The sequence below is a fragment of the Pseudomonas sp. MAG002Y genome (assembly GCF_019400845.1).
Lineage (GTDB): Bacteria > Pseudomonadota > Gammaproteobacteria > Pseudomonadales > Pseudomonadaceae > Chryseomonas > Chryseomonas luteola.
Genome location: NZ_WOEJ01000002.1, coordinates 379,221 through 396,391 on the forward strand (window position 1 = coordinate 379,221; position 17,171 = coordinate 396,391).

The window sequence follows — 17,171 nt, forward strand, 5'->3', positions numbered from 1 at the left end:
AAGCCTGCCCCGCAGGCAGGTGTGTACCATGTCTGGAGAGTCCCCTATGTCCGCCGATCTCGATCATATCCGTAATGTCATGGCGGAGGCCGACTGCCTGTTCGACGAAAGCCAGGTAGAGGCAGCCATTGGCAAGGTGGCCGAGGCGATTACGGCTGATCTGGCTGACCGTAATCCTGTCATGTTCTGCGTGATGAATGGCGGTTTGATCTTTGCCGGCAAGCTGGCAACCAAGCTCAATTTTCCGCTGGAGATGTCCTATCTGCATGCGACCCGCTATCGCAATCAGACAACTGGCGGTGAATTGTTCTGGAAGGCCAAGCCGGAAATTTCCTTTATTGACCGTGATGTACTGATCGTCGACGACATTCTCGACGAAGGGCATACGCTCAATGCCATCATCGAATTCTGCAAGCATGCCGGTGCCAAGGCGGTGCATACGGCCGTACTGATCGATAAGGATCATGATCGCAAGGCCGTTCCTGGCCTGAAAGCTACTTATTCCGGGCTGTCCTGTATCGATCGTTACATTTTTGGCTACGGTATGGACTACAAGGGCTATTGGCGCAACGCACCCGGTATCTACGCGGTAAAAGGTCTCTGATATGCGGGGTCCGGCGTTCATCGATCAGGTACTGTTCGCCGGGCTTACCCAACAGGCGGCAGACAGTCCTCGCCTGCGCTACCACCATGGTTTTCATACCATGGATGAGCCCTGTCATCGCCTGTCAATCGGCATGCAGCCAGACACCTACATTGCGCCTCACCGGCATATGGACCTGACCAAGGCCGAAACGCTGCTAGTGCTCAAGGGACGTATTGGTGTCCTGTTCTTTGATGAAGAGGGAGCGCTGACCGGACAGCGTCTGCTTGAAGCGGGTGGTGATTGTGTGGGGGTCGATTTTCCTCCAGGCCTCTATCATTCGCTGGTAGTGCTTGAGACCGATACTGTTATCTTCGAATGCAAGGCAGGCCCTTTCCGCGCCTTGCAGGATAATGAGTATGGTCCCTGGGCGCCGCGCGAGGGCGAGCCGGGAACCCAGGCCTATCGAGACTGGATGGCGGCCCGCTTCGAGTCCTGACCGCTCGGCTGAGCATGATTTTGGGCGTTGAGTGACGGGGTGGGGCGGAGTAATATGCGGCCCTCTCGTTTTCCGCACAGGTACTTTGCGATGCGTAAGGACAAAAAGCAGGTAATCGGCGAGGAAATCAGCGACGATAAGATCAAGCTGTTTCTCGCAGTCGAACCGGCCGATGATACGCCGCCTTCCCTGCATAAACTGGTAAAGGCATACCGTGGATTGAGAGCTGACGACTTTGAACGTTTCGTTGGTTTCTTCGTTGAAGCAGGTTATGACCTGGACGCTCGTGATGCGGAGGGTCAGGACTTCATCGATCTGATCCGTGCCCATCGCAAGGCTGAGCCGTACGTGGATGCGGTGCGTGGCGCTCACGCCTGATCACCTGTTCTGAAAAGCCCGCCTCCTTGATAAGGACGCGGGCTTTTTTACGCCTTTTGCTTGAGATGCAGAATAGGGTAAGGCTTGCCGAGGCTATCTACGGCAGAGCGCCCTGTCACGGTGAACCCTTGTGCCAGGTAAAAGCCTTTGGCCCCATCGTTCTGCTCGTTGACGTCTACCGTTAGTCGGCCGTGCAGCCCGGCCGCATGGCGCAAAAGTCGCCTCCCATGTCCTTGACCATGTCGGGCTGGATCAACAAAAAGCATGTCTACGCTGGCCTGGGTAAGACCGATGAATCCTGCAGGTTGATCGTCATCGGACAAGCTGACCCACGTTTCCAGGCTGGGCAGGTAGCTGTCACGCACCAGCGGGCGGAAAAAGTCGATGTCGTCCTCAGGTAGAAACTGATGGGTTGCCCTGACGGCCTGTTCCCAAATCTCGACCAGCAAGGGAATGTCTGTATGCGTTGCGCGTCTTATGGACATGGTATGCCTCGTGTATACGTGATGCATTTATTTGAGCACGTCGCCCTGCTGTTTGCAGCGTTTCGCTTGCGGCGGCTCATACAGTGCTGTCAGGCATTCACGGGCTGGGTATACTGCCTGCCATCAACGACCCACATGAAGATGGAGTAGAGCATGCGCAATCGCTTGTTGCTTGGTCTGATCGCTGTTGCCGGACTGGCTATTGCCGGCTGTGCCAGCAGTCCACAGCAATTGAGTCCGCAACCCAAATTGACAGCCCCAATCGCTGCGGTCGGGCACGGGCAGCCTGTTTCGGTACGTGTCGTGGACGGTCGCTCGTCATTCTCGCTGGGAACTCGGGGCGGTTTGTATCCCGAAACCAGTACCGTGTCGGTCCAGAGCAACGATGTCATTCCAAAACTTCAGGCTGAAGCGGAATCAGCGGTTCGTTTGCTGGGCTTCACGCCAACGGCCAATGCCTACAATGCTCCCCAGCTGACGCTGACCTTGGCAGAGCTGAAGTATCAGTCGCCCAAGGAGCTGTACGTTACCTCGGCCAATATTGGCGCAACCTTCAAGGTAGATGTACGTAACAGCATGCGTGGCTACAGCGGTCGCTATGGCGCCTCGCTGGAGCAGCGTTTCGGTATGGCACCCAATACGGCAACCAATACCAAGCTGGTAAGCGATGTGCTGAGCGATGCGCTGACCCGCGTCTTCAAGGACCAGACCATCGCCCAGGTTCTTAACGGGCAGTAAGCCTGTTATCTGAAAAAGCCCCGGCAACGGGGCTTTTTTGATTCAACCAACTTAATCCAGTGGTCGCCCTGCCAGGAGCCGATACTTGTTCAGTACAGGCTGGGCATATTGGCGGATCATCTGCAGGCGGTATTCGGCAGGGCAGTTATTGAGTCGCTCCTGCCACTTCTGCCGAGCTTCAGCCAGCTCGTCTGCTGGGAACAGGCTTTCTGCCGAGGGTACGGTCAGCGATTCGTCACGGCCGTCCCAGCGCTCATAGGCCAGGTGGTTGGCAGGGAAAAGTCGATAATTGGTCAGGATGCGGCGGTCCATTTCGGTTGCCAGCTGCTTGGCATCGCTGAATTCGCCGGTCAGCATCTCGCCAAACTCCACATGCACGCGTCCCTTGTAGCCCGTGATGCCCAAGGCGATGCTGACGTCATCCTCGCCAGGCGCCTTGGCATAGGTGCCGGTGGTTTCACGAATATAGAGTTCACGGGCCTTGGCCAGATCGCAGGGATCGTACTCATAGCTGATCGACACAGGCACGATGTGCAACGCCTTTACCATATCGGCAAAGGAGTCGTCTTTGCAGCCCATGTGAAACATCTTGAGGATGGCTGAGTCGGTGCGGTCGTCTCCATCCTTGGCCCGGCCTTCGGCCTGGGCGATCCAGACGGACTGGCCATCCTGGCGAATGGAGTAATTGATATAAGCCGAAAGCGTCTGATACGCCGCAAGCTTTTCACGCCGTCCGGTGATGGAGCGGTGGACGATAAAGCTCTTGTTCAAGCGCATGAGGTCGCTGACGAAGGGCTTCTGCAAGAGGTTATCGCCAATGGCGATGCGCGGGGTTGGCAGCCCGGCATGATACACGGCGTAATTTACAAAAGCCGGGTCCATGACGATGTCACGGTGGTTAGCCATGAACAAGTAGGCACAGCCGCTACGTAGATTATCCAGGCCCGAATAAGTCACACCATCGGTGGCTTTCTCGATCGTACGATCGACATAAGGCTCCAGTTTGTCCTGAAGCATGCTGACGCTGGTGATACCGGACACTTCCTGCCTCAGCCGATGGCGCAGCATAGGCTTGAGCAGCCATCCAAACGGGCTGGACAGCTTGGGGAAACGGTAGCGGGTCAGGATGTCGATGAACTGCTCATCATTGATGAGTCGGGCCAGGACGGCAGGGACTTCTGTATCGTTGAAGGGTCGAATGGCTTCGAACTCGCCCATATCGTTCTCTTTTTAATAACAAGTGGCGACACGTGTCGCAAAGTGGCGGCCATAGTAGAGCGCGCAGCGAGAGATGCAAGCCGAATACGGCGTTAATGTCGCCCCTGGCGATTCCAATCATCGCAAAAACACGGTGCCGGAGCCTATTAGGAGCCCATTATGCTGGAAAGCCAACCGTATGAGTGTCCTTACTGCGGAGAACCTGCCGAGGCGGTGGTAGACCTGTCGGGTGGCGATCAGTCGTACTATGAGGATTGCCCCGTCTGTTGCAGACCTATCTTTTTTATCTTACACACAGAGGGTATGACATGGTCTCTCGAAAGTCGGCGAGAGGATGAATGATGCTCCGGATCTATGAGCCGCGAGATCTCCTGGAGGCAGAAATGCTGCTGGCCATGCTGGACAGTGAGGGTATTGACGCGCATTTGGCGGGGCGCCATTTGATAGGCGCCATTGGCGAGTTGCCTGCTATTGGGCTTTTGGGAATTGCCGTGCATGACGCAGATGCTCCGCGCGCCCGCGAGCTGATTGCCGATTACAACGCTGCTCAGCCATTGCCTTATGAGAACCCGGACAGCGGGCCGGCCGTGTTATTGTGCTGAAGCGGTAGTCGACTTTGCCTGAAAAGGCGAACCGAATCGCCCTGTTTGTTTTCTTGCCTGGTTGTGTATGTCTGGACGCTACGCCTTGTTTCGCTGGCCTCCCGAGGTAACTCGGATGACCGGTTTTCCAGCGGACTATCAGCCGCGCTGGAACATCTCTCCCCATGCCCAGGTGCTATTCATGCGGCACCATGAGGGCGAGTGTCGTATCGACAGTGGCCGTTGGGGCCTGACGCCCGCCTGGCTCACGGATCTCTCACGCACGCCCACCCATGCCCGGGCGGAAACGGTAGCGGATCAGCCTATGTTTCGTGAAGCATTTGCCCAGCGCCGCTGCCTGTTGCTGGCCAATGGGTTTTATGAATGGCGAGGGACTTCGCGCAAGCGAGCCTTCTGGATGATCAATGGCGAGCCGCTGGCTTTCTTTGCAGGCATCTGGGAGGCCTATCCGGTCATGGGGCAGGTCTATTTGAGTGTGGCCATGCTGACTCAGCCCGCTGGAGGACTCCGTCGCCCGCTGGTGCTGGCCGAGGCCGAACGGGACGCCTGGCTGTCGCCCACAACAGAGCCGCGTGTCCTGAATGAGATCCTGCTGAAGCCCTCAATGCCGCTGCGTGAGAGAGTGCTTGCCGGTATTGTGAATGATCCCTCGGTAGACGGGCCGGAGTGCCTGACGCCGCTTTAGGCGTTGGGCTGGCAATGCCGAACTGCTAGCCGTGTCACTCGTCGCTTGGTCGGTAGGAGTTGTCGAGACTGGCGGGGCGACCTACCATCTGCGCAGTCGCGCAATCAGGAGAGTGTCATGCGTCGTGTTTTACCCATCGTCGGTCTTTCGCTTTCAGTACTGCTCAGCGCATGTCAGGCGGTGAATACCACTAGCGGAAATGCTGTTGGGGTTGAGCGTAAGCAGTATATGTTCAGCATGTTGTCGGCTGATCAGGTCAACCAGATGTACTCGCAGTCGTACCAGAAGACGGTTACCGAGGCGAAAAACGCCGGCAAGCTGGCCAACGATACGGCTCAGGGCAAGCGAGTACAGGCAATAGCCAAGCAGTTGATTGCTCATACGTCTGCGCTGCGGGCGGATGCGGCCAACTGGGATTGGCAGGTCAACGTGCTCCAGAATGATGAAGTGAATGCCAACTGTGGCCCGGGTGGAAAGATCTTTGTCTACACCGGCCTGCTTGATCAGCTAAAGCCTACGGACGACGAACTGGCAGCCGTGATCGGGCATGAGATTGCCCATGCACTGCGTGAACACAGCCGCGAGCAGATGTCCCGCGCCTATGCCATCGAGATGGGTCAGAATATCGGCGGGGCGCTGCTGGGTATTGGCCAAGGTGGTATGCAGGTGGCGGATCAGGTTACCCAGGTTAGTCTGACTTTGCCGTTCAGCCGTTCCAACGAGAACGAGGCAGATCTCATCGGGCTCGAACTGGCCGCGCGCTCGGGCTATAACCCCAATGCCGCCGTGACGCTCTGGCAGAAGATGGCCAGGCTGAGTAATGGTAACCAGTCACCAGAGATACTCAGCACCCACCCGTCCGATGACAAGCGGATGAGCAATCTGGAGGCTGCCATTCCCAAGGTCATGCCGTTCTATGAGGCCAGCCGTAAGTCGTGACAGGTCGGCTATCGAGAACCAGAAGCCCCGGCTGCTGATAGCCGGGGCTTTTTTATGCTCAGAAAGGAATAATTAGAACATACCGCTTAGCTGAAGCGCGTGATAAGCCGCCGCGAGAGCCAGAATGCCGAATGCTGTAGCGGCAAGTCGGCGGATCAACACCAATGGCAGCCGGTCAGCGGCAAAGTTGCCTGCGAGTACAACGGGTACGTTGGCCACAAGCATGCCCAGTGTCGTGCCCATGACGACCAGAATGAAATGAGGGTATTGGGCCGCCAGCATCACCGTGGCGACTTGTGTCTTGTCTCCCATTTCCGCCAGGAAGAACGCCACCAGCGTTGTCAGGAAAGGTCCATAGCTCTTTTTAAGGCCTGATGCCTCATCTTCGTCCAGCTTGTCCGGGATCAGCGTCCAGAGGGCGACGGCTACAAATGAAATCGCCAGAATCCAACTCAGGGCCGTCTCGCTGAAGAAGCGGCTGACCCAGCTGCCAACGGCGCCGGCAACAAAGTGGTTGGCCAGCGTCGAAGCCACCATTCCCATGATGATAGGCCAGGGCTTACGAAATCGGGCAGCCAGCAGCAGAGCAAGCAGCTGAGTCTTGTCACCTATTTCTGCAAGGGCGACGACCAGCGTAGGGACTAACAGGGATTCCATCAGGTTTCCAAAAGGGGCGGGCATTAATTAGACAAATGACATGCATGCCTTCCCACCCCGGGTAAAGGCTGCATGTCATAGGTCTTGTCAAACCCGCAGGTCGCGAACGCCATGGTCGAGGACCAAGTATGTTGACGGACGCCTGGCGCTGATGGCCAGAGACTACTCCCCTAGGACGGCGCGCATTCTGCCCAAACATCCAGACAGGTGCAATTCAAAAGAGCGATACGCTGTCTCTATCAGCGGCGGAAGGCCTGGTAGATACGAAAGCCGTCACGCTCTGCCAACACCTTGCAGGGCCCCAGATATTGCTCGATCAGCGGGGGATACCTGAGAAAGCTGTTGGCCACAATACGCAGCTCGCCGCCTGGGCGCAGGTGATGGACGGCTTCGCGTAGCAGGGTCTCGCTGGCTTGATAATGAGTGTGTACGCCCTGGTGAAACGGCGGGTTGCTGATAATGGCGGCCAGCCCAATGGGTGCCGCAGCGATACCGTCGCCAGCCAATACGGTGCCGTTCAGCCTGTTGGCAGCCAAGGTCAGGCTGCTACTCTCTACCGCAAACGCATCCACGTCGAGCATATGAAGGTCATTGTGGGGATAGCGCTGTTTGAGCGATGCACCTACTACACCTGCGCCGCATCCGAAATCCAGCAGCGCACCAGCAGGTAGATTATCGAGGTGTTCGAGCAGAAGGGCGCTCCCCTTGTCGAGCCGCCCGTGGCTGAACACACCTGGCAGGCTGACTACATGAAGCATTGAACCGGCAACATCCAGCTCGAAGCGCTCGGCCCGCTCATGCAGCATGACGGGGGCTGCCTCGGGATGTGAGACCTTCCACAACTGACAGTGCCGAGCATTGTCCAGCTTGCTGGCGGCGCCCAGCAGAGCCAGCTGTTTGGCAGCCCGCTCGATTCCACCCCGCTTTTCGCCTACCACATACAGTGCCCCTTGAGGGACCATGGCCGCCAAGACGCTGAGCAGGTAATCCGTCAGCTCTCTGGACTTGGGCAGGAATAGTACGGCGGTATCGTATGGCTGAGCAGGTGTAGAGGTTCCGAAGTCGACTCTCCCGGAAAAGCGAGCCTGGAAATAGGCCTCATCGCCTGCATGCCAGGTCCAGCCATGTGCCTCCGGGAGGTGGCTCAATAGATCATCTGCAGGTAATCCTGCCAGCAAGGTTCGGCCTTGAAAATGCTCGGGCTGACGGAGCAGGACTTCGCTGCGTGGATCCATGGGCGTCCTCGGTAAAAAAGCGCGAAGCTTAGCAGACCGTGCGAGTCGGCGCGCCCGCAAAAAAGGCGGTTGCGTTATCGGTCAGCTGACCGATGATCCGCTGGCGAGCCTCCCGGCTTCCCCATGCATTATGAGGCGTCACGATAAGCCTGGGAATGTCGTGGGCGAGCAGGGGATTTCCGTCTTTTGGCGGCTCCTGGGTGAGGACGTCCGTGGCGGCGCCTCCCAGATGGCCGCTCCGCAGGCAGTCGGCCAATGCCTGTTCGTTCACGATACCGCCTCGAGCCGTATTGATCAGAAAAGCGGTGGGCTTCATGGCAGCCAGTTGCGGAGCATCGATCAGGTTGCGCGTGGCGTCGGTAAGGGGGCAATGCAGGCTCAACGCGTCTACCTGGGGCAGTAGCGCTTCCAGCGGTATGTAGCCTTCGCGCACTGGCCGTCCAGGCAACTGACCCAGCAGGATACGCATGCCAAATGCTTCCGCCAGGCGAGCAACTGCACCGCCAAGCTCACCGTGACCCAGGATGCCAAGCGTCTTGCCTTCCAACTCCATGATGGGATAGTCGAGCAGGCAAAACTGCTTGGCTTCCTGCCAACGTCCAGCCTGAACATCGCGCTGATAATCCGATAGTCGCGTGGCCAGGGCCAGCAGGAGCGCGAGCGTGTGTTGTGCAACGGAAGGCGTGCCGTACCCCTGACAATTGCAGACGGTTATCCCATGTTGGCGTGCTGCGTCCAGATCCACATTATTGGTGCCGGTGGCGCTGACCAGTACCAGCTTGAGCGATGGGCATGCAGAAAGGCAGTCAGCGGTCAGGCTGACCTTGTTCACGATAGCCACCTCCACGGCCTGCAGGCGCTCGATAATCTCGTCGGGCGCGGTGGCCGGGTAGACATGGAATTCGCTGAAGACTGCCTTCAACGGAGCTGGATCCAGATCTCCCAGGTCCAATGAGGCATAATCCAGAAAGGCGGCACGACGGGCTAGGCTCATAGGGTGTCCTTATGATTATTGGCCGGAACTGCCAGCCTAGCAGAAGCCCCTGGCGCAGGGGCAAGGTAGTAAGCTGACAGGCATGAATTATCTCGCTCATCTTCATCTTGGCGGTTCAGATCGTGAACAGCTGCTGGGAAGTCTTTACGGTGACTTCGTCAAAGGTCCTCTCGATAATCGCTGGCCCTTGGCTATCGAACAGGCTATCCGCCTGCATCGCCGTATTGATGCCTTTACCGACAGCCATCCCTTGATCGATCGTGCCCGTGCACGCTTTCCCGAGGCGCGCCGGCGCGTCAGCGGTATCCTGGTCGATGTCTTTTTCGATCACTGCCTCAGCCGGCATTGGGCTGCTTACGCCGACCAGCCGCTGGAGGCTTTTATTGCGCGGTTCTATCGTATTCTGCTGTCGGAGCCTGATTTGCCGCCACGGCTGGCGAGGATCGCGCCGCGTATGGCAGCTCAGGACTGGCTAGGCAGTTATCAGGAATTCGGGATCATCGAACAGGTCATCAATGGTATGGCGAGTCGACTGTCCCGGCCTGTACTCTTTGAGGGCGCCTTTGCGGAAGTAGAAGCATGTTATGCGCTGCTTGAGCAGGACTTCTTTGACTTTTATCCCGAACTGCTGGCGTTCGTTCGTCAGGCGCAGCGGGATCGCTATTGATTCAGGTCAACATGCGCAACGGCTTGTGCGCATAGAGTCACCGCGCTATTACGCGAGGTCCCTATGCGCCGCGATCCCATTGTGCTGTTTGATAACGGCTCCCATAAGTGTTTGTGCTTCGATAGCCTGGTTACAGGAGACGGAGTGCAATCCAACCAGTTTCTCATCATCGATCATGATGAATATCTACTATTCGATCCTGGCGGTGATCTGACCTATACGCCGCTGTCGCTGGAGCTGTCCAGGCACATTCCGCTGCAGGATCTGACCTATATCTTTGCATCGCACCAGGACCCCGACATTATCGCGGCGCTGGACAAATGGCTGCTGCATACGCGGGCTCAGGTCATCTGCTCGAAGCTGTGGGCACGCTTTCTGCCGCATTTGACGGCTGGCTATCTGTCCATTAGTCACAACCTGTCGGTCTTTGAGCGAACCATACCTTTGCCTGATCGAGGCCAGTCTTTCCGGCTGGGCCGATGCACCCTCATGGCCGTTCCCGCCCACTTTCTGCATTCAGTCGGTAATTTCCAGCTATACGATCCTGTCAGTCGAATTCTCTTTTCGGGCGATATGGGCGCCTCACTCGTGGATGACGCGGCACCGGTCGAGAATTTCGAGGCTCACATGCCCAGCATGGAGTGCTTTCATCGACGCTACATGGCCTGCAACAAGGCCTGCCGGCTATGGGCAGGCATGGTCAGGGAAATGAATGTTGCCATGATTGTGCCTCAGCACGGGCGGCCCTTTGCGTCGCCGCCCGTAATCAAGGCGTTTCTGGACTGGATCGAAACCCTGGAATGCGGGATCGACCTAATGACGCAGGAAGACTATCGCTTGCCTGCATGAAGGTAATGCTTGGGCGGATACTCCTGATGTAGCCGCTCCAGCAGTTCATCCTTGGCTGTCCAAAGCTGGTTAACCCAGGCCTGGAAGGCTGCGCGGTATTCGCTGTCCAGGTCGTAGCTCTTGCCCAGAAAGGCTGCGGGGATGGCAATCTCTTCGACACGCACGACAATGGCTGCAATCCGGCCGGAGAGCAGATCCCAAAGGCTCGGCGTTCCGTTGGGATAGTGGATGGTAACGTTGACCAGCGAATGCAGCTGCTCTCCCATCGCATCCAGCACAAAGGCGATACCGCCCGCACGCGGGCTCAACAAGTGACGATACGGCGCGTGCTGGGCGTCATGTTTGGCCTGGGTGAAACGGGTTCCTTCCAGAAAATTGAAGATTCCTACCGCCGTATCGCGAAAGCGCGCGCAGGCCCGGCGTGTAGTCTCAAGGTCCTTGCCACGCTTTTCAGGATGGCGGGCCAGATACGCTTTCGAATAGCGCTTCATGAAGGGAAAGTCGAGTGCCCACCAGCACAATCCAATGACAGGCACCCAGATAAGCTCTTGTTTGAGGAAGAACTTGAGCGGACGGATATGGCGATTCATCAGGTACTGGAGCGCAAAGATATCAACCCAGCTCTGATGGTTACTGGTCACCAGATAGGAGTGTTTGTAATCGAGGCTGGCGAGCCCGCGGACGTCCCAGTGGATGCGACCCGTCAGGCGAATCCAGAGATGATTACCACTGATCCAGGCCTCGTGGATGGCATTCATGAGGCGTCTGGACAGCCGTTGTGCAGTCGGGAAGGGCAGGCACAGCTTGAGTAGCGTTACGGCAAACAGCGGCCAGCACCAGAACAGCGTGTTGGCCGCCAGGAGCAGGCCGCCCACAAGACCACGGACCAGGCTAGGTAGATAATGAAGCATCAAGCATTCCCAACAGCAAAAGGGCGGCAAATCATAAAACAAGCCAGCGTCGGGAGACATGCTTCATAAGCGCTCACGGCAGGATTAAACCGGATTGGCCTCATGCTACTCAGCTTTTGGCGCACCAGCCGCATGGAAATGATTGCCCGATATGCTTCAAGCGCTGCGCCTCGTCGGTTACCCAGGTACGGGTTTGCCAGGGCGGGTCGTGGCGGAGGTGCTGGCTGTGCCCACAACTCAATAAAACTACCCAATGACCCTCTTCATCCTGATAAAAATCCAGAATGACACTCGTCTGCTTTGATGGCGGTGGGTCGCAATCGGAGCGATTGCCGCGTACACTTGACCTTTCATTCATCTTATTCAAAGGTTTTTACCATGCAGATTGCGGCCAACAAAGCGGTCTCCATCGACTATACCCTGACCAACGACGCCGGTGAGGTTATCGACAGTTCCGCTGGCGGCGCCCCGCTGGTATACCTGCATGGTGCAGGCAACATCATTCCGGGCCTTGAGCGTTCGCTCGAAGGCAAGCAGGCTGGCGATGAACTCAACGTTGCCGTCGAGCCTGAAGATGCGTATGGCGAGTACAGCCCTGAGCTGGTCGCTACCCTGAACCGCAGCATGTTCGAAGGTGTGGACGAGCTGGAAGTGGGTATGCAATTCCACGCTTCCGGTCCAGACGGCGGCATGCAGATCGTTACCGTGCGCGACATCGATGGCGATGACGTGACCGTTGACGGCAACCACCCGCTGGCTGGCCAGCGCCTGAACTTCAAGGTCAAGGTTGTGAACGTGCGTGATGCCTCTTCTGAAGAAGTCGCTCACGGTCACGTACACGGTGAAGGTGGTCATCAGCACTAAAACGCGACGGAAATCCTGGTGTGGCGGGAACGAACCCACACTAGAATGTCCAAGCGAGAGCGTCCGAAAGGGAACAGCCCGGTCGGACGCTTTTTTTACGCCTACTGTATTCACAAGGAGCACATCATGAGTGCGTTCCACGATCTCACCTTGCAAGGGCTGGATGGGAAGGATCTCCCCCTGGCACCTTACAAAGGCAAGGTGGTGTTGGTGGTTAATGTGGCATCCAAATGCGGATTGACCCCGCAATATGCGGGCCTGGAATCGCTGTATCAGACCTACCGCGACCGCGGGTTGGTCATCCTGGGCATTCCATGCAATCAATTCGCAGGCCAGGAGCCTGGAAGCGATGCGGATATTCAACAATTCTGTAGCACGAACTATGGCGTGTCGTTTCCTCTGTCGAGCAAGATCGAGGTAAACGGCCCGACACGTCATACCCTGTACCGGCAGTTGGCCGGTGAAGGTGCGGAGTTTCCCGGAGAGATCACCTGGAATTTCGAGAAATTCCTGGTAGGTCCCGATGGCCGGGTTCTGGCTCGTTTCAGCCCCCGAACTGCGCCAGATGATCCCAATCTGGTTCAGGCCATCGAGAAAGCGCTTCCCTAGCGCAAAGGCGGCGGGGCGAGCCGCGCAGTTACCGAGGCTCCCCCGCTGCAGGCAATGCCTTTGCGCCACCCTCTCTGACCCAAAATAGCGTCGCGCCAGCCACTGCTGCAGGCATGAACACCACATTCACGACCGGGACCAGAAGGGCCAGGTATGTAATTCCGCCAAATCCCAGGCAGCGTGTCCGCTTGCTACGCAACCAGGCCAGCATTTCGGTAAAGCCCAGCTTGTGGTTGTCCGCTGGATAGTCGATGTACTGCACCGCCATCATCCAGACGCCAAACAGCAGCCAAAGCGGTGGAGCAATTAGATTAAGTCCTGGAATGAACGAGAGCACCAATAACCCCAGTGCACGGGGTAGGTAGTACCGCAGTTTTTTGAATTCCCGCACCATGGTTCTGGGAATCATGGCAACTAACTCTCCCGTGCTGAACGGCGGGAAGTCGTCCTGGCCGCGTACCACGACCTCAACCTTCTCGGAGAGAAAGCCATTGAAAGGTGCCGCAATGATGTTAGCCACCATGGTGAACGTGAAATAGATCATGAACAGGACGAGTACGAAGAAAAAAACGTACAGCAACGGTACCAGTACATAATCCAGAAAGCTTAAGTATGAAGGAATGGAAGGCATCAGATGATGCACCCAGCCATTGAACTTGCTTAGCGCAAAGCTGATCGTTGCGATGAACAGGATGAGATTGATCGACAGGGGCAGTACGACAAAGCGACGCAGGCCAGGCCGCAGGATCAGTTTCAGGCCCTCACTGAAATACAAAGGGCCGGATAAAGGCTTGCTCATTCAAAACTCCGGTAGCGAGTAAGAGCGCAATAATGAAGCCTTATTACGGTCGAATGCCAATAGTGACCTGTAAACAGCCGTGACGTGATTCTAGGGTTGTGCGTTGTGGCGTACCATAGTGTCCGACATCAGGCGGGTCCGCATAGGTTATGCCTATGATTTGGATTGAAACTCGCCATTTTATCCAAAGCGGCAAGCCGCGTAGGCTGCTGCCTTATCGCGTTAAGGAGAGGCTAATGAGCGTTCTGGTAAACAAGCAGGCCCCGGATTTTACAGCTCCAGCTGTTCTAGCTAACGGTACTATTGTCGAGAACTTCCAGCTGTCCACTTTGCGTGGCAAATACGTTGTGCTGTTCTTCTGGCCGCTGGATTTCACCTTTGTTTGCCCGTCGGAAATCATTGCCCACAATAACCGCATCGCTAAATTCCGTGAGCTGGGCGTAGAGGTCGTTGGTGTGTCCATTGACTCTACCTACACGCACTACGCCTGGCGTAATACGCCAGTAGAGAAGGGCGGCATTGGCCCGGTCGAGTTCACCATGGTGGCTGACGTCAAGCACGAAGTAGTTCGCGCCTATGGTATCGAGCATTCGGATGGCGTGGCGTTGCGAGCGTCTTTCCTGATCGACAAGGAAGGCGTCGTGCAGCATCAAGTGGTCAACAACCTGCCGCTGGGCCGGGAAGTGGATGAGATGGTGCGTCTGGTTGAGGCACTGCAGTTCACTGAAGAGCATGGCGAAGTCTGCCCGGCTGGCTGGCGCAAGGGGCAGAAAGGTATGAAGGCCGACGCAGAGGGCGTCGCCAACTACCTGGCTGAGAATGCTCATAATCTGTAACTATTGGGCAGGCAGGTCCTACATGGGCCTGCCATCCAGACAAGGTTCTGGACAATAAGCGGGAAATCCCGCACGGTTCGCGGGCTGTCGACTTTGTAAGCCTTCCCCTGGTGCTTCGACAGCCCTTTTTATTATTAGCACGTGTGCCGACGCCCTATGCGCGGCATGGAGACAAACATGTCTGAAGTTCGTCATGCTCGAGTCATCATTCTCGGTTCCGGCCCTGCCGGTTACACCGCGGCAGTCTATGCTGCACGCGCCAACCTCAAGCCGTTACTGATTACTGGCATGCAGATGGGCGGACAGCTGACTACCACGACCGAGGTAGACAACTGGCCGGGCGACCCCCACGATCTGACAGGGCCTGCGCTCATGGAGCGGATGCGTGAGCATGCCCAGCGCTTTGAAACCGAGATCGTGTTCGACCATATCAACGGTGTGGATCTGGCCAACAAGCCTTTCACCCTCAAGGGTGACAGTGGCACCTATACCTGTGATGCACTGATCATCGCAACCGGCGCCAGTGCCCGCTACCTGGGCCTGACCAGCGAAGAGAGCTTCATGGGCAAGGGCGTGTCGGCCTGCGCCACCTGTGACGGTTTCTTCTACCGTAATCGGGAAGTGGCTGTGGTGGGCGGTGGTAACACTGCAGTGGAAGAGGCGCTTTACCTGGCCAACATTGCCAGCAAAGTCACGCTGATCCACCGTCGCGATACGTTCCGCGCTGAAAAGATTCTGCAGGACAAGCTGAAGTCCCGTGTGGCCGAAGGCAAGATCGAGCTGAAGCTCAACGCAGCTGTAGACGAAGTGCTGGGCGACAATATGGGCGTTACGGGTGTTCGCCTGAAGAACAATGATGGCAGCACGGATGAAATTCAGGTCGCCGGCCTGTTTGTTGCAATTGGCCATACGCCAAACTCCTCGCTGTTCGAAGGTCAGCTTGAGCTGAAGGATGGCTATGTAGTGGTCAAGGGCGGCCGTGAGTCCAATGCTACGGCAACTAGCATTGAGGGTGTGTTTGCTGCCGGTGATATCGCCGACCACACTTACCGTCAGGCGATTACCTCGGCAGGCGCTGGCTGCATGGCTGCGCTGGATGTCGAGCGCTACCTGGATGGCCTGGGCGATAACCTCTGGTAAGCCCTGTGGTTTCATGAAAAAGCCCCGCTTGTGCGGGGCTTTTTTGTTTGGCTGAATCAACCCGGGTCGCGATGATTCGGATGAAAGCCGCTCACTGGAACCTGTACGGTTTCACGAGTGGCTATGTCGATTCCTTCACTGGCGACCTCGGCCAGGAAATCAATCTCTTCTGGCGTGATGATGTAGGGCGGCAAGAAGTAGACCACGTTACCCAGCGGACGAAGCAGGGCTCCCCGGGTAAGTCCATGCTGGAATACCTTGAGGCCACGTCGTTCCTGCCAGGGGAATGGCGTCTTGGTGGCTTTGTCCTGAACCATCTCGATGGCGAGAGCCATCCCGGTCTGGCGCACTTCGGCCACATTGGAATGATCCACCAGATGCCGGGTGGCCTGTTGCATCCGCGCAGCCAGTGCCTGATTGGCCTCTATTACCTTGTCGTCTGCAAAGATATCCAGCGTTGCCAGGGCGGCGGCGCAGGCCAGCGGGTTGCCTGTGTAGCTGTGGGAATGCAGGAACGCACGCAGGGTATCGTATTCATCATAGAACGCCTGGTAGACGTCATCTGTAGTGAGGCAGGCTGCAAGAGGCAGATAGCCGCCTGTAAGAGCCTTGGACAGGCACAGAAAATCCGGACGGATACCGGCCTGCTCGCACGCAAACATCGTTCCGGTACGGCCAAAGCCGACGGCGATCTCGTCGTGGATAAGATGCACGCCATAGCGGTCACAGGCCTCACGCAGTAGCTTCAGGTAAACCGGATGGTACATGCGCATACCACCGGCACCCTGAATCAGCGGCTCGACGATGACAGCGGCTACTTCCTGATGATGCTCCGCCAGGGTCTGCTCCATATGGGCAAACATGGCGCGGGAATGCGTTTCCCAATCCATGCCTTCCGGGCGCAGGTAACAGTCGGGGCTGGGAACCTTGAAGGTATTCAGCAAGAGCGATTTATAGGTTTCGGTGAAAAGCGCAACATCGCCTACCGACATGGCCGCTACCGTTTCGCCATGGTAGCTGTTGGTCAAAGTGACAAACTTGTTCTTTTCTGGCTTTCCACTGTTGAGCCAGTAGTGATAGCTCATTTTCAACGCAACTTCGATGCAGGACGATCCGTTATCGGCATAGAAGACGCGATCGAGGCCCGCCGGGGTCAGCTGTACCAGTCGTTCGGACAACTCGATCACGGGCTGGTGGCTGAAGCCGGCCAGAATCACATGCTCCAGTTGGTCAACCTGATCCTTGATCCGCTGGTTGATACGTGGGTTGGCATGACCAAATACATTGACCCACCACGAGCTGACCGCATCAAGATAGCGGTTGCCCTCAAAGTCTTCCAGCCATACACCACGACCAGATTTGATCGGGATGACTGGCAAGCGCTCATGGTCTTTCATCTGGGTGCAGGGATGCCACAACACATCCAGGTCACGCTGCATCCACTCGGCATTCAGGCCCATAAAGGTCATCCTCCAAACACATT

The 17,171-nt window shown here is 56.9% G+C and carries 23 protein-coding genes and 1 riboswitch; of the genes, 14 read left to right on the forward strand and 9 right to left on the reverse strand.

The genetic code is table 11. The annotated features are described in order from the left end of the window. The first annotated feature begins 46 nt into the window (after positions 1-46). The 3 genes from GM154_RS04650 to GM154_RS04660 all read left to right on the forward strand — a co-directional run bounded on the left by GM154_RS04650 (position 47) and on the right by GM154_RS04660 (position 1,460). Entirely contained in the window at positions 47-604 is a 558-nt protein-coding gene (locus tag GM154_RS04650; protein ID WP_010795604.1) for a hypoxanthine-guanine phosphoribosyltransferase, read from the forward strand. Between the two features lies 1 nt (position 605). Then, complete coding sequence (locus tag GM154_RS04655; protein ID WP_219651135.1) at positions 606-1,082, forward strand: WbuC family cupin fold metalloprotein; 477 nt, start codon at positions 606-608, stop codon at positions 1,080-1,082. A 90-nt stretch (positions 1,083-1,172) separates the two neighbouring features. Further along, positions 1,173-1,460: a PA4642 family protein gene (locus GM154_RS04660; protein ID WP_010795602.1), complete on the forward strand. Its 288-nt coding sequence runs from the start codon at positions 1,173-1,175 to the stop codon at positions 1,458-1,460. 47 nt (positions 1,461-1,507) lie between these two features. Here the strand turns inward: GM154_RS04660 and GM154_RS04665 are convergent, their stop codons facing one another. After that, a complete protein-coding gene (locus GM154_RS04665) occupies positions 1,508-1,945 on the reverse strand; it encodes an acetyltransferase (protein WP_219651136.1) in 438 nt (145 codons plus the stop codon). Positions 1,946-2,098: 153 nt separating this feature from the next. Here GM154_RS04665 and GM154_RS04670 point away from each other — a divergent pair, with 153 nt between their 5' ends. Further along, positions 2,099-2,683 (forward strand): YajG family lipoprotein, encoded by a 585-nt coding sequence (locus GM154_RS04670; protein ID WP_074822384.1) that lies wholly within the window; start codon positions 2,099-2,101, stop codon positions 2,681-2,683. Positions 2,684-2,734: 51 nt separating this feature from the next. Here GM154_RS04670 and GM154_RS04675 read toward each other — a convergent pair whose 3' ends face one another. Beyond that, on the reverse strand, positions 2,735-3,901 hold the full coding sequence (locus tag GM154_RS04675) for a 1-acyl-sn-glycerol-3-phosphate acyltransferase (RefSeq protein ID WP_010795599.1): 1,167 nt from the start codon (positions 3,899-3,901) through the stop codon (positions 2,735-2,737). A gap of 159 nt (positions 3,902-4,060) precedes the next feature. Between GM154_RS04675 and GM154_RS04680 the strand changes: the two genes are divergently transcribed. The 4 genes from GM154_RS04680 to GM154_RS04695 all read left to right on the forward strand — a co-directional run bounded on the left by GM154_RS04680 (position 4,061) and on the right by GM154_RS04695 (position 6,127). Further along, the gene (locus GM154_RS04680) at positions 4,061-4,243 is read left to right on the forward strand and encodes a CPXCG motif-containing cysteine-rich protein (RefSeq protein ID WP_010795598.1); all 183 of its coding nucleotides are present in this window, start codon (positions 4,061-4,063) and stop codon (positions 4,241-4,243) included. Then, positions 4,243-4,503, forward strand: coding sequence for a DUF2007 domain-containing protein (locus tag GM154_RS04685; RefSeq protein ID WP_219651202.1), 261 nt, complete (start codon positions 4,243-4,245; stop codon positions 4,501-4,503). Before GM154_RS04680 ends, GM154_RS04685 begins: the two co-directional genes overlap by 1 nt. A 67-nt stretch (positions 4,504-4,570) precedes the next feature. Continuing rightward, positions 4,571-5,188, forward strand: coding sequence for an SOS response-associated peptidase (locus GM154_RS04690; RefSeq protein ID WP_219651137.1), 618 nt, complete (start codon positions 4,571-4,573; stop codon positions 5,186-5,188). Between the two features lie 117 nt (positions 5,189-5,305). Then, positions 5,306-6,127 (forward strand): M48 family metallopeptidase, encoded by an 822-nt coding sequence (locus GM154_RS04695; protein WP_219651138.1) that lies wholly within the window; start codon positions 5,306-5,308, stop codon positions 6,125-6,127. A 72-nt stretch (positions 6,128-6,199) separates the two neighbouring features. Here GM154_RS04695 and GM154_RS04700 read toward each other — a convergent pair whose 3' ends face one another. From GM154_RS04700 to GM154_RS04710, 3 genes are all read right to left on the reverse strand, one after another. Continuing rightward, a complete protein-coding gene (locus tag GM154_RS04700; protein ID WP_010795594.1) occupies positions 6,200-6,784 on the reverse strand; it encodes a TMEM165/GDT1 family protein in 585 nt (194 codons plus the stop codon). A 37-nt stretch (positions 6,785-6,821) separates the two neighbouring features. After that, positions 6,822-6,967, reverse strand: a riboswitch (yybP-ykoY riboswitch). Between the two features lie 56 nt (positions 6,968-7,023). Further along, positions 7,024-8,019 (reverse strand): class I SAM-dependent methyltransferase, encoded by a 996-nt coding sequence (locus GM154_RS04705; protein ID WP_219651139.1) that lies wholly within the window; start codon positions 8,017-8,019, stop codon positions 7,024-7,026. Between the two features lie 28 nt (positions 8,020-8,047). Further along, complete coding sequence (locus GM154_RS04710) at positions 8,048-9,013, reverse strand: 2-hydroxyacid dehydrogenase (RefSeq protein ID WP_219651140.1); 966 nt, start codon at positions 9,011-9,013, stop codon at positions 8,048-8,050. 82 nt (positions 9,014-9,095) lie between these two features. Between GM154_RS04710 and GM154_RS04715 the strand changes: the two genes are divergently transcribed. Next, positions 9,096-9,680, forward strand: coding sequence for an ACP phosphodiesterase (locus tag GM154_RS04715; RefSeq protein WP_219651141.1), 585 nt, complete (start codon positions 9,096-9,098; stop codon positions 9,678-9,680). Positions 9,681-9,743: 63 nt separating this feature from the next. Further along, positions 9,744-10,529, forward strand: coding sequence for an MBL fold metallo-hydrolase (locus GM154_RS04720; RefSeq protein WP_150346712.1), 786 nt, complete (start codon positions 9,744-9,746; stop codon positions 10,527-10,529). On the opposite strand, the gene GM154_RS04725 is transcribed toward GM154_RS04720, so the two are convergent. Both GM154_RS04725 and GM154_RS04730 read right to left on the reverse strand, forming a co-directional pair. Beyond that, positions 10,511-11,440: an acyltransferase gene (locus GM154_RS04725; RefSeq protein WP_219651142.1), complete on the reverse strand. Its 930-nt coding sequence runs from the start codon at positions 11,438-11,440 to the stop codon at positions 10,511-10,513. The genes GM154_RS04720 and GM154_RS04725 overlap by 19 nt on opposite strands. A 109-nt stretch (positions 11,441-11,549) precedes the next feature. Beyond that, positions 11,550-11,798, reverse strand: a complete 249-nt coding sequence (locus GM154_RS04730; RefSeq protein WP_219651204.1) for a DUF3565 domain-containing protein — start codon at positions 11,796-11,798, stop codon at positions 11,550-11,552. Between the two features lie 20 nt (positions 11,799-11,818). On the opposite strand from GM154_RS04730, the gene GM154_RS04735 reads away from it, so the two are divergent. Then, positions 11,819-12,304, forward strand: coding sequence for a peptidylprolyl isomerase (locus GM154_RS04735; protein ID WP_010795588.1), 486 nt, complete (start codon positions 11,819-11,821; stop codon positions 12,302-12,304). Positions 12,305-12,430: 126 nt separating this feature from the next. After that, entirely contained in the window at positions 12,431-12,913 is a 483-nt protein-coding gene (locus GM154_RS04740) for a glutathione peroxidase (RefSeq protein ID WP_010795587.1), read from the forward strand. 28 nt (positions 12,914-12,941) lie between these two features. Here the strand turns inward: GM154_RS04740 and cysZ are convergent, their stop codons facing one another. After that, the gene (cysZ, locus tag GM154_RS04745; protein ID WP_074822408.1) at positions 12,942-13,712 is read right to left on the reverse strand and encodes a sulfate transporter CysZ; all 771 of its coding nucleotides are present in this window, start codon (positions 13,710-13,712) and stop codon (positions 12,942-12,944) included. 236 nt (positions 13,713-13,948) lie between these two features. Between cysZ and GM154_RS04750 the strand changes: the two genes are divergently transcribed. Next, a complete protein-coding gene (locus GM154_RS04750; protein ID WP_010795585.1) occupies positions 13,949-14,548 on the forward strand; it encodes a peroxiredoxin in 600 nt (199 codons plus the stop codon). A gap of 177 nt (positions 14,549-14,725) precedes the next feature. Continuing rightward, entirely contained in the window at positions 14,726-15,688 is a 963-nt protein-coding gene (trxB, locus tag GM154_RS04755) for a thioredoxin-disulfide reductase (protein ID WP_219651143.1), read from the forward strand. Positions 15,689-15,744: 56 nt separating this feature from the next. On the opposite strand, the gene GM154_RS04760 is transcribed toward trxB, so the two are convergent. Next, positions 15,745-17,148, reverse strand: coding sequence for an adenosylmethionine--8-amino-7-oxononanoate transaminase (locus tag GM154_RS04760; RefSeq protein WP_219651144.1), 1,404 nt, complete (start codon positions 17,146-17,148; stop codon positions 15,745-15,747). Positions 17,149-17,171 lie beyond the last annotated feature (23 nt).

What these genes read in the sequence shown, in the direction of transcription:
- GM154_RS04650 (WP_010795604.1), top strand. Translation starts at nt 47, where the DNA reads ATGTCCGCCGATCTCGATCATATCCGTAATGTCATGGCGGAGGCCGAC.
- GM154_RS04655 (WP_219651135.1), top strand. Translation starts at nt 606, where the DNA reads ATGCGGGGTCCGGCGTTCATCGATCAGGTACTGTTCGCCGGGCTTACC.
- GM154_RS04660 (WP_010795602.1), top strand. Translation starts at nt 1,173, where the DNA reads ATGCGTAAGGACAAAAAGCAGGTAATCGGCGAGGAAATCAGCGACGAT.
- GM154_RS04665 (WP_219651136.1), bottom strand. Translation starts at nt 1,945, where the DNA reads ATGTCCATAAGACGCGCAACGCATACAGACATTCCCTTGCTGGTCGAG.
- GM154_RS04670 (WP_074822384.1), top strand. Translation starts at nt 2,099, where the DNA reads ATGCGCAATCGCTTGTTGCTTGGTCTGATCGCTGTTGCCGGACTGGCT.
- GM154_RS04675 (WP_010795599.1), bottom strand. Translation starts at nt 3,901, where the DNA reads ATGGGCGAGTTCGAAGCCATTCGACCCTTCAACGATACAGAAGTCCCT.
- GM154_RS04680 (WP_010795598.1), top strand. Translation starts at nt 4,061, where the DNA reads ATGCTGGAAAGCCAACCGTATGAGTGTCCTTACTGCGGAGAACCTGCC.
- GM154_RS04685 (WP_219651202.1), top strand. Translation starts at nt 4,243, where the DNA reads ATGCTCCGGATCTATGAGCCGCGAGATCTCCTGGAGGCAGAAATGCTG.
- GM154_RS04690 (WP_219651137.1), top strand. Translation starts at nt 4,571, where the DNA reads ATGTCTGGACGCTACGCCTTGTTTCGCTGGCCTCCCGAGGTAACTCGG.
- GM154_RS04695 (WP_219651138.1), top strand. Translation starts at nt 5,306, where the DNA reads ATGCGTCGTGTTTTACCCATCGTCGGTCTTTCGCTTTCAGTACTGCTC.
- GM154_RS04700 (WP_010795594.1), bottom strand. Translation starts at nt 6,784, where the DNA reads ATGGAATCCCTGTTAGTCCCTACGCTGGTCGTCGCCCTTGCAGAAATA.
- GM154_RS04705 (WP_219651139.1), bottom strand. Translation starts at nt 8,019, where the DNA reads ATGGATCCACGCAGCGAAGTCCTGCTCCGTCAGCCCGAGCATTTTCAA.
- GM154_RS04710 (WP_219651140.1), bottom strand. Translation starts at nt 9,013, where the DNA reads ATGAGCCTAGCCCGTCGTGCCGCCTTTCTGGATTATGCCTCATTGGAC.
- GM154_RS04715 (WP_219651141.1), top strand. Translation starts at nt 9,096, where the DNA reads ATGAATTATCTCGCTCATCTTCATCTTGGCGGTTCAGATCGTGAACAG.
- GM154_RS04720 (WP_150346712.1), top strand. Translation starts at nt 9,744, where the DNA reads ATGCGCCGCGATCCCATTGTGCTGTTTGATAACGGCTCCCATAAGTGT.
- GM154_RS04725 (WP_219651142.1), bottom strand. Translation starts at nt 11,440, where the DNA reads ATGCTTCATTATCTACCTAGCCTGGTCCGTGGTCTTGTGGGCGGCCTG.
- GM154_RS04730 (WP_219651204.1), bottom strand. Translation starts at nt 11,798, where the DNA reads ATGAATGAAAGGTCAAGTGTACGCGGCAATCGCTCCGATTGCGACCCA.
- GM154_RS04735 (WP_010795588.1), top strand. Translation starts at nt 11,819, where the DNA reads ATGCAGATTGCGGCCAACAAAGCGGTCTCCATCGACTATACCCTGACC.
- GM154_RS04740 (WP_010795587.1), top strand. Translation starts at nt 12,431, where the DNA reads ATGAGTGCGTTCCACGATCTCACCTTGCAAGGGCTGGATGGGAAGGAT.
- cysZ (WP_074822408.1), bottom strand. Translation starts at nt 13,712, where the DNA reads ATGAGCAAGCCTTTATCCGGCCCTTTGTATTTCAGTGAGGGCCTGAAA.
- GM154_RS04750 (WP_010795585.1), top strand. Translation starts at nt 13,949, where the DNA reads ATGAGCGTTCTGGTAAACAAGCAGGCCCCGGATTTTACAGCTCCAGCT.
- trxB (WP_219651143.1), top strand. Translation starts at nt 14,726, where the DNA reads ATGTCTGAAGTTCGTCATGCTCGAGTCATCATTCTCGGTTCCGGCCCT.
- GM154_RS04760 (WP_219651144.1), bottom strand. Translation starts at nt 17,148, where the DNA reads ATGGGCCTGAATGCCGAGTGGATGCAGCGTGACCTGGATGTGTTGTGG.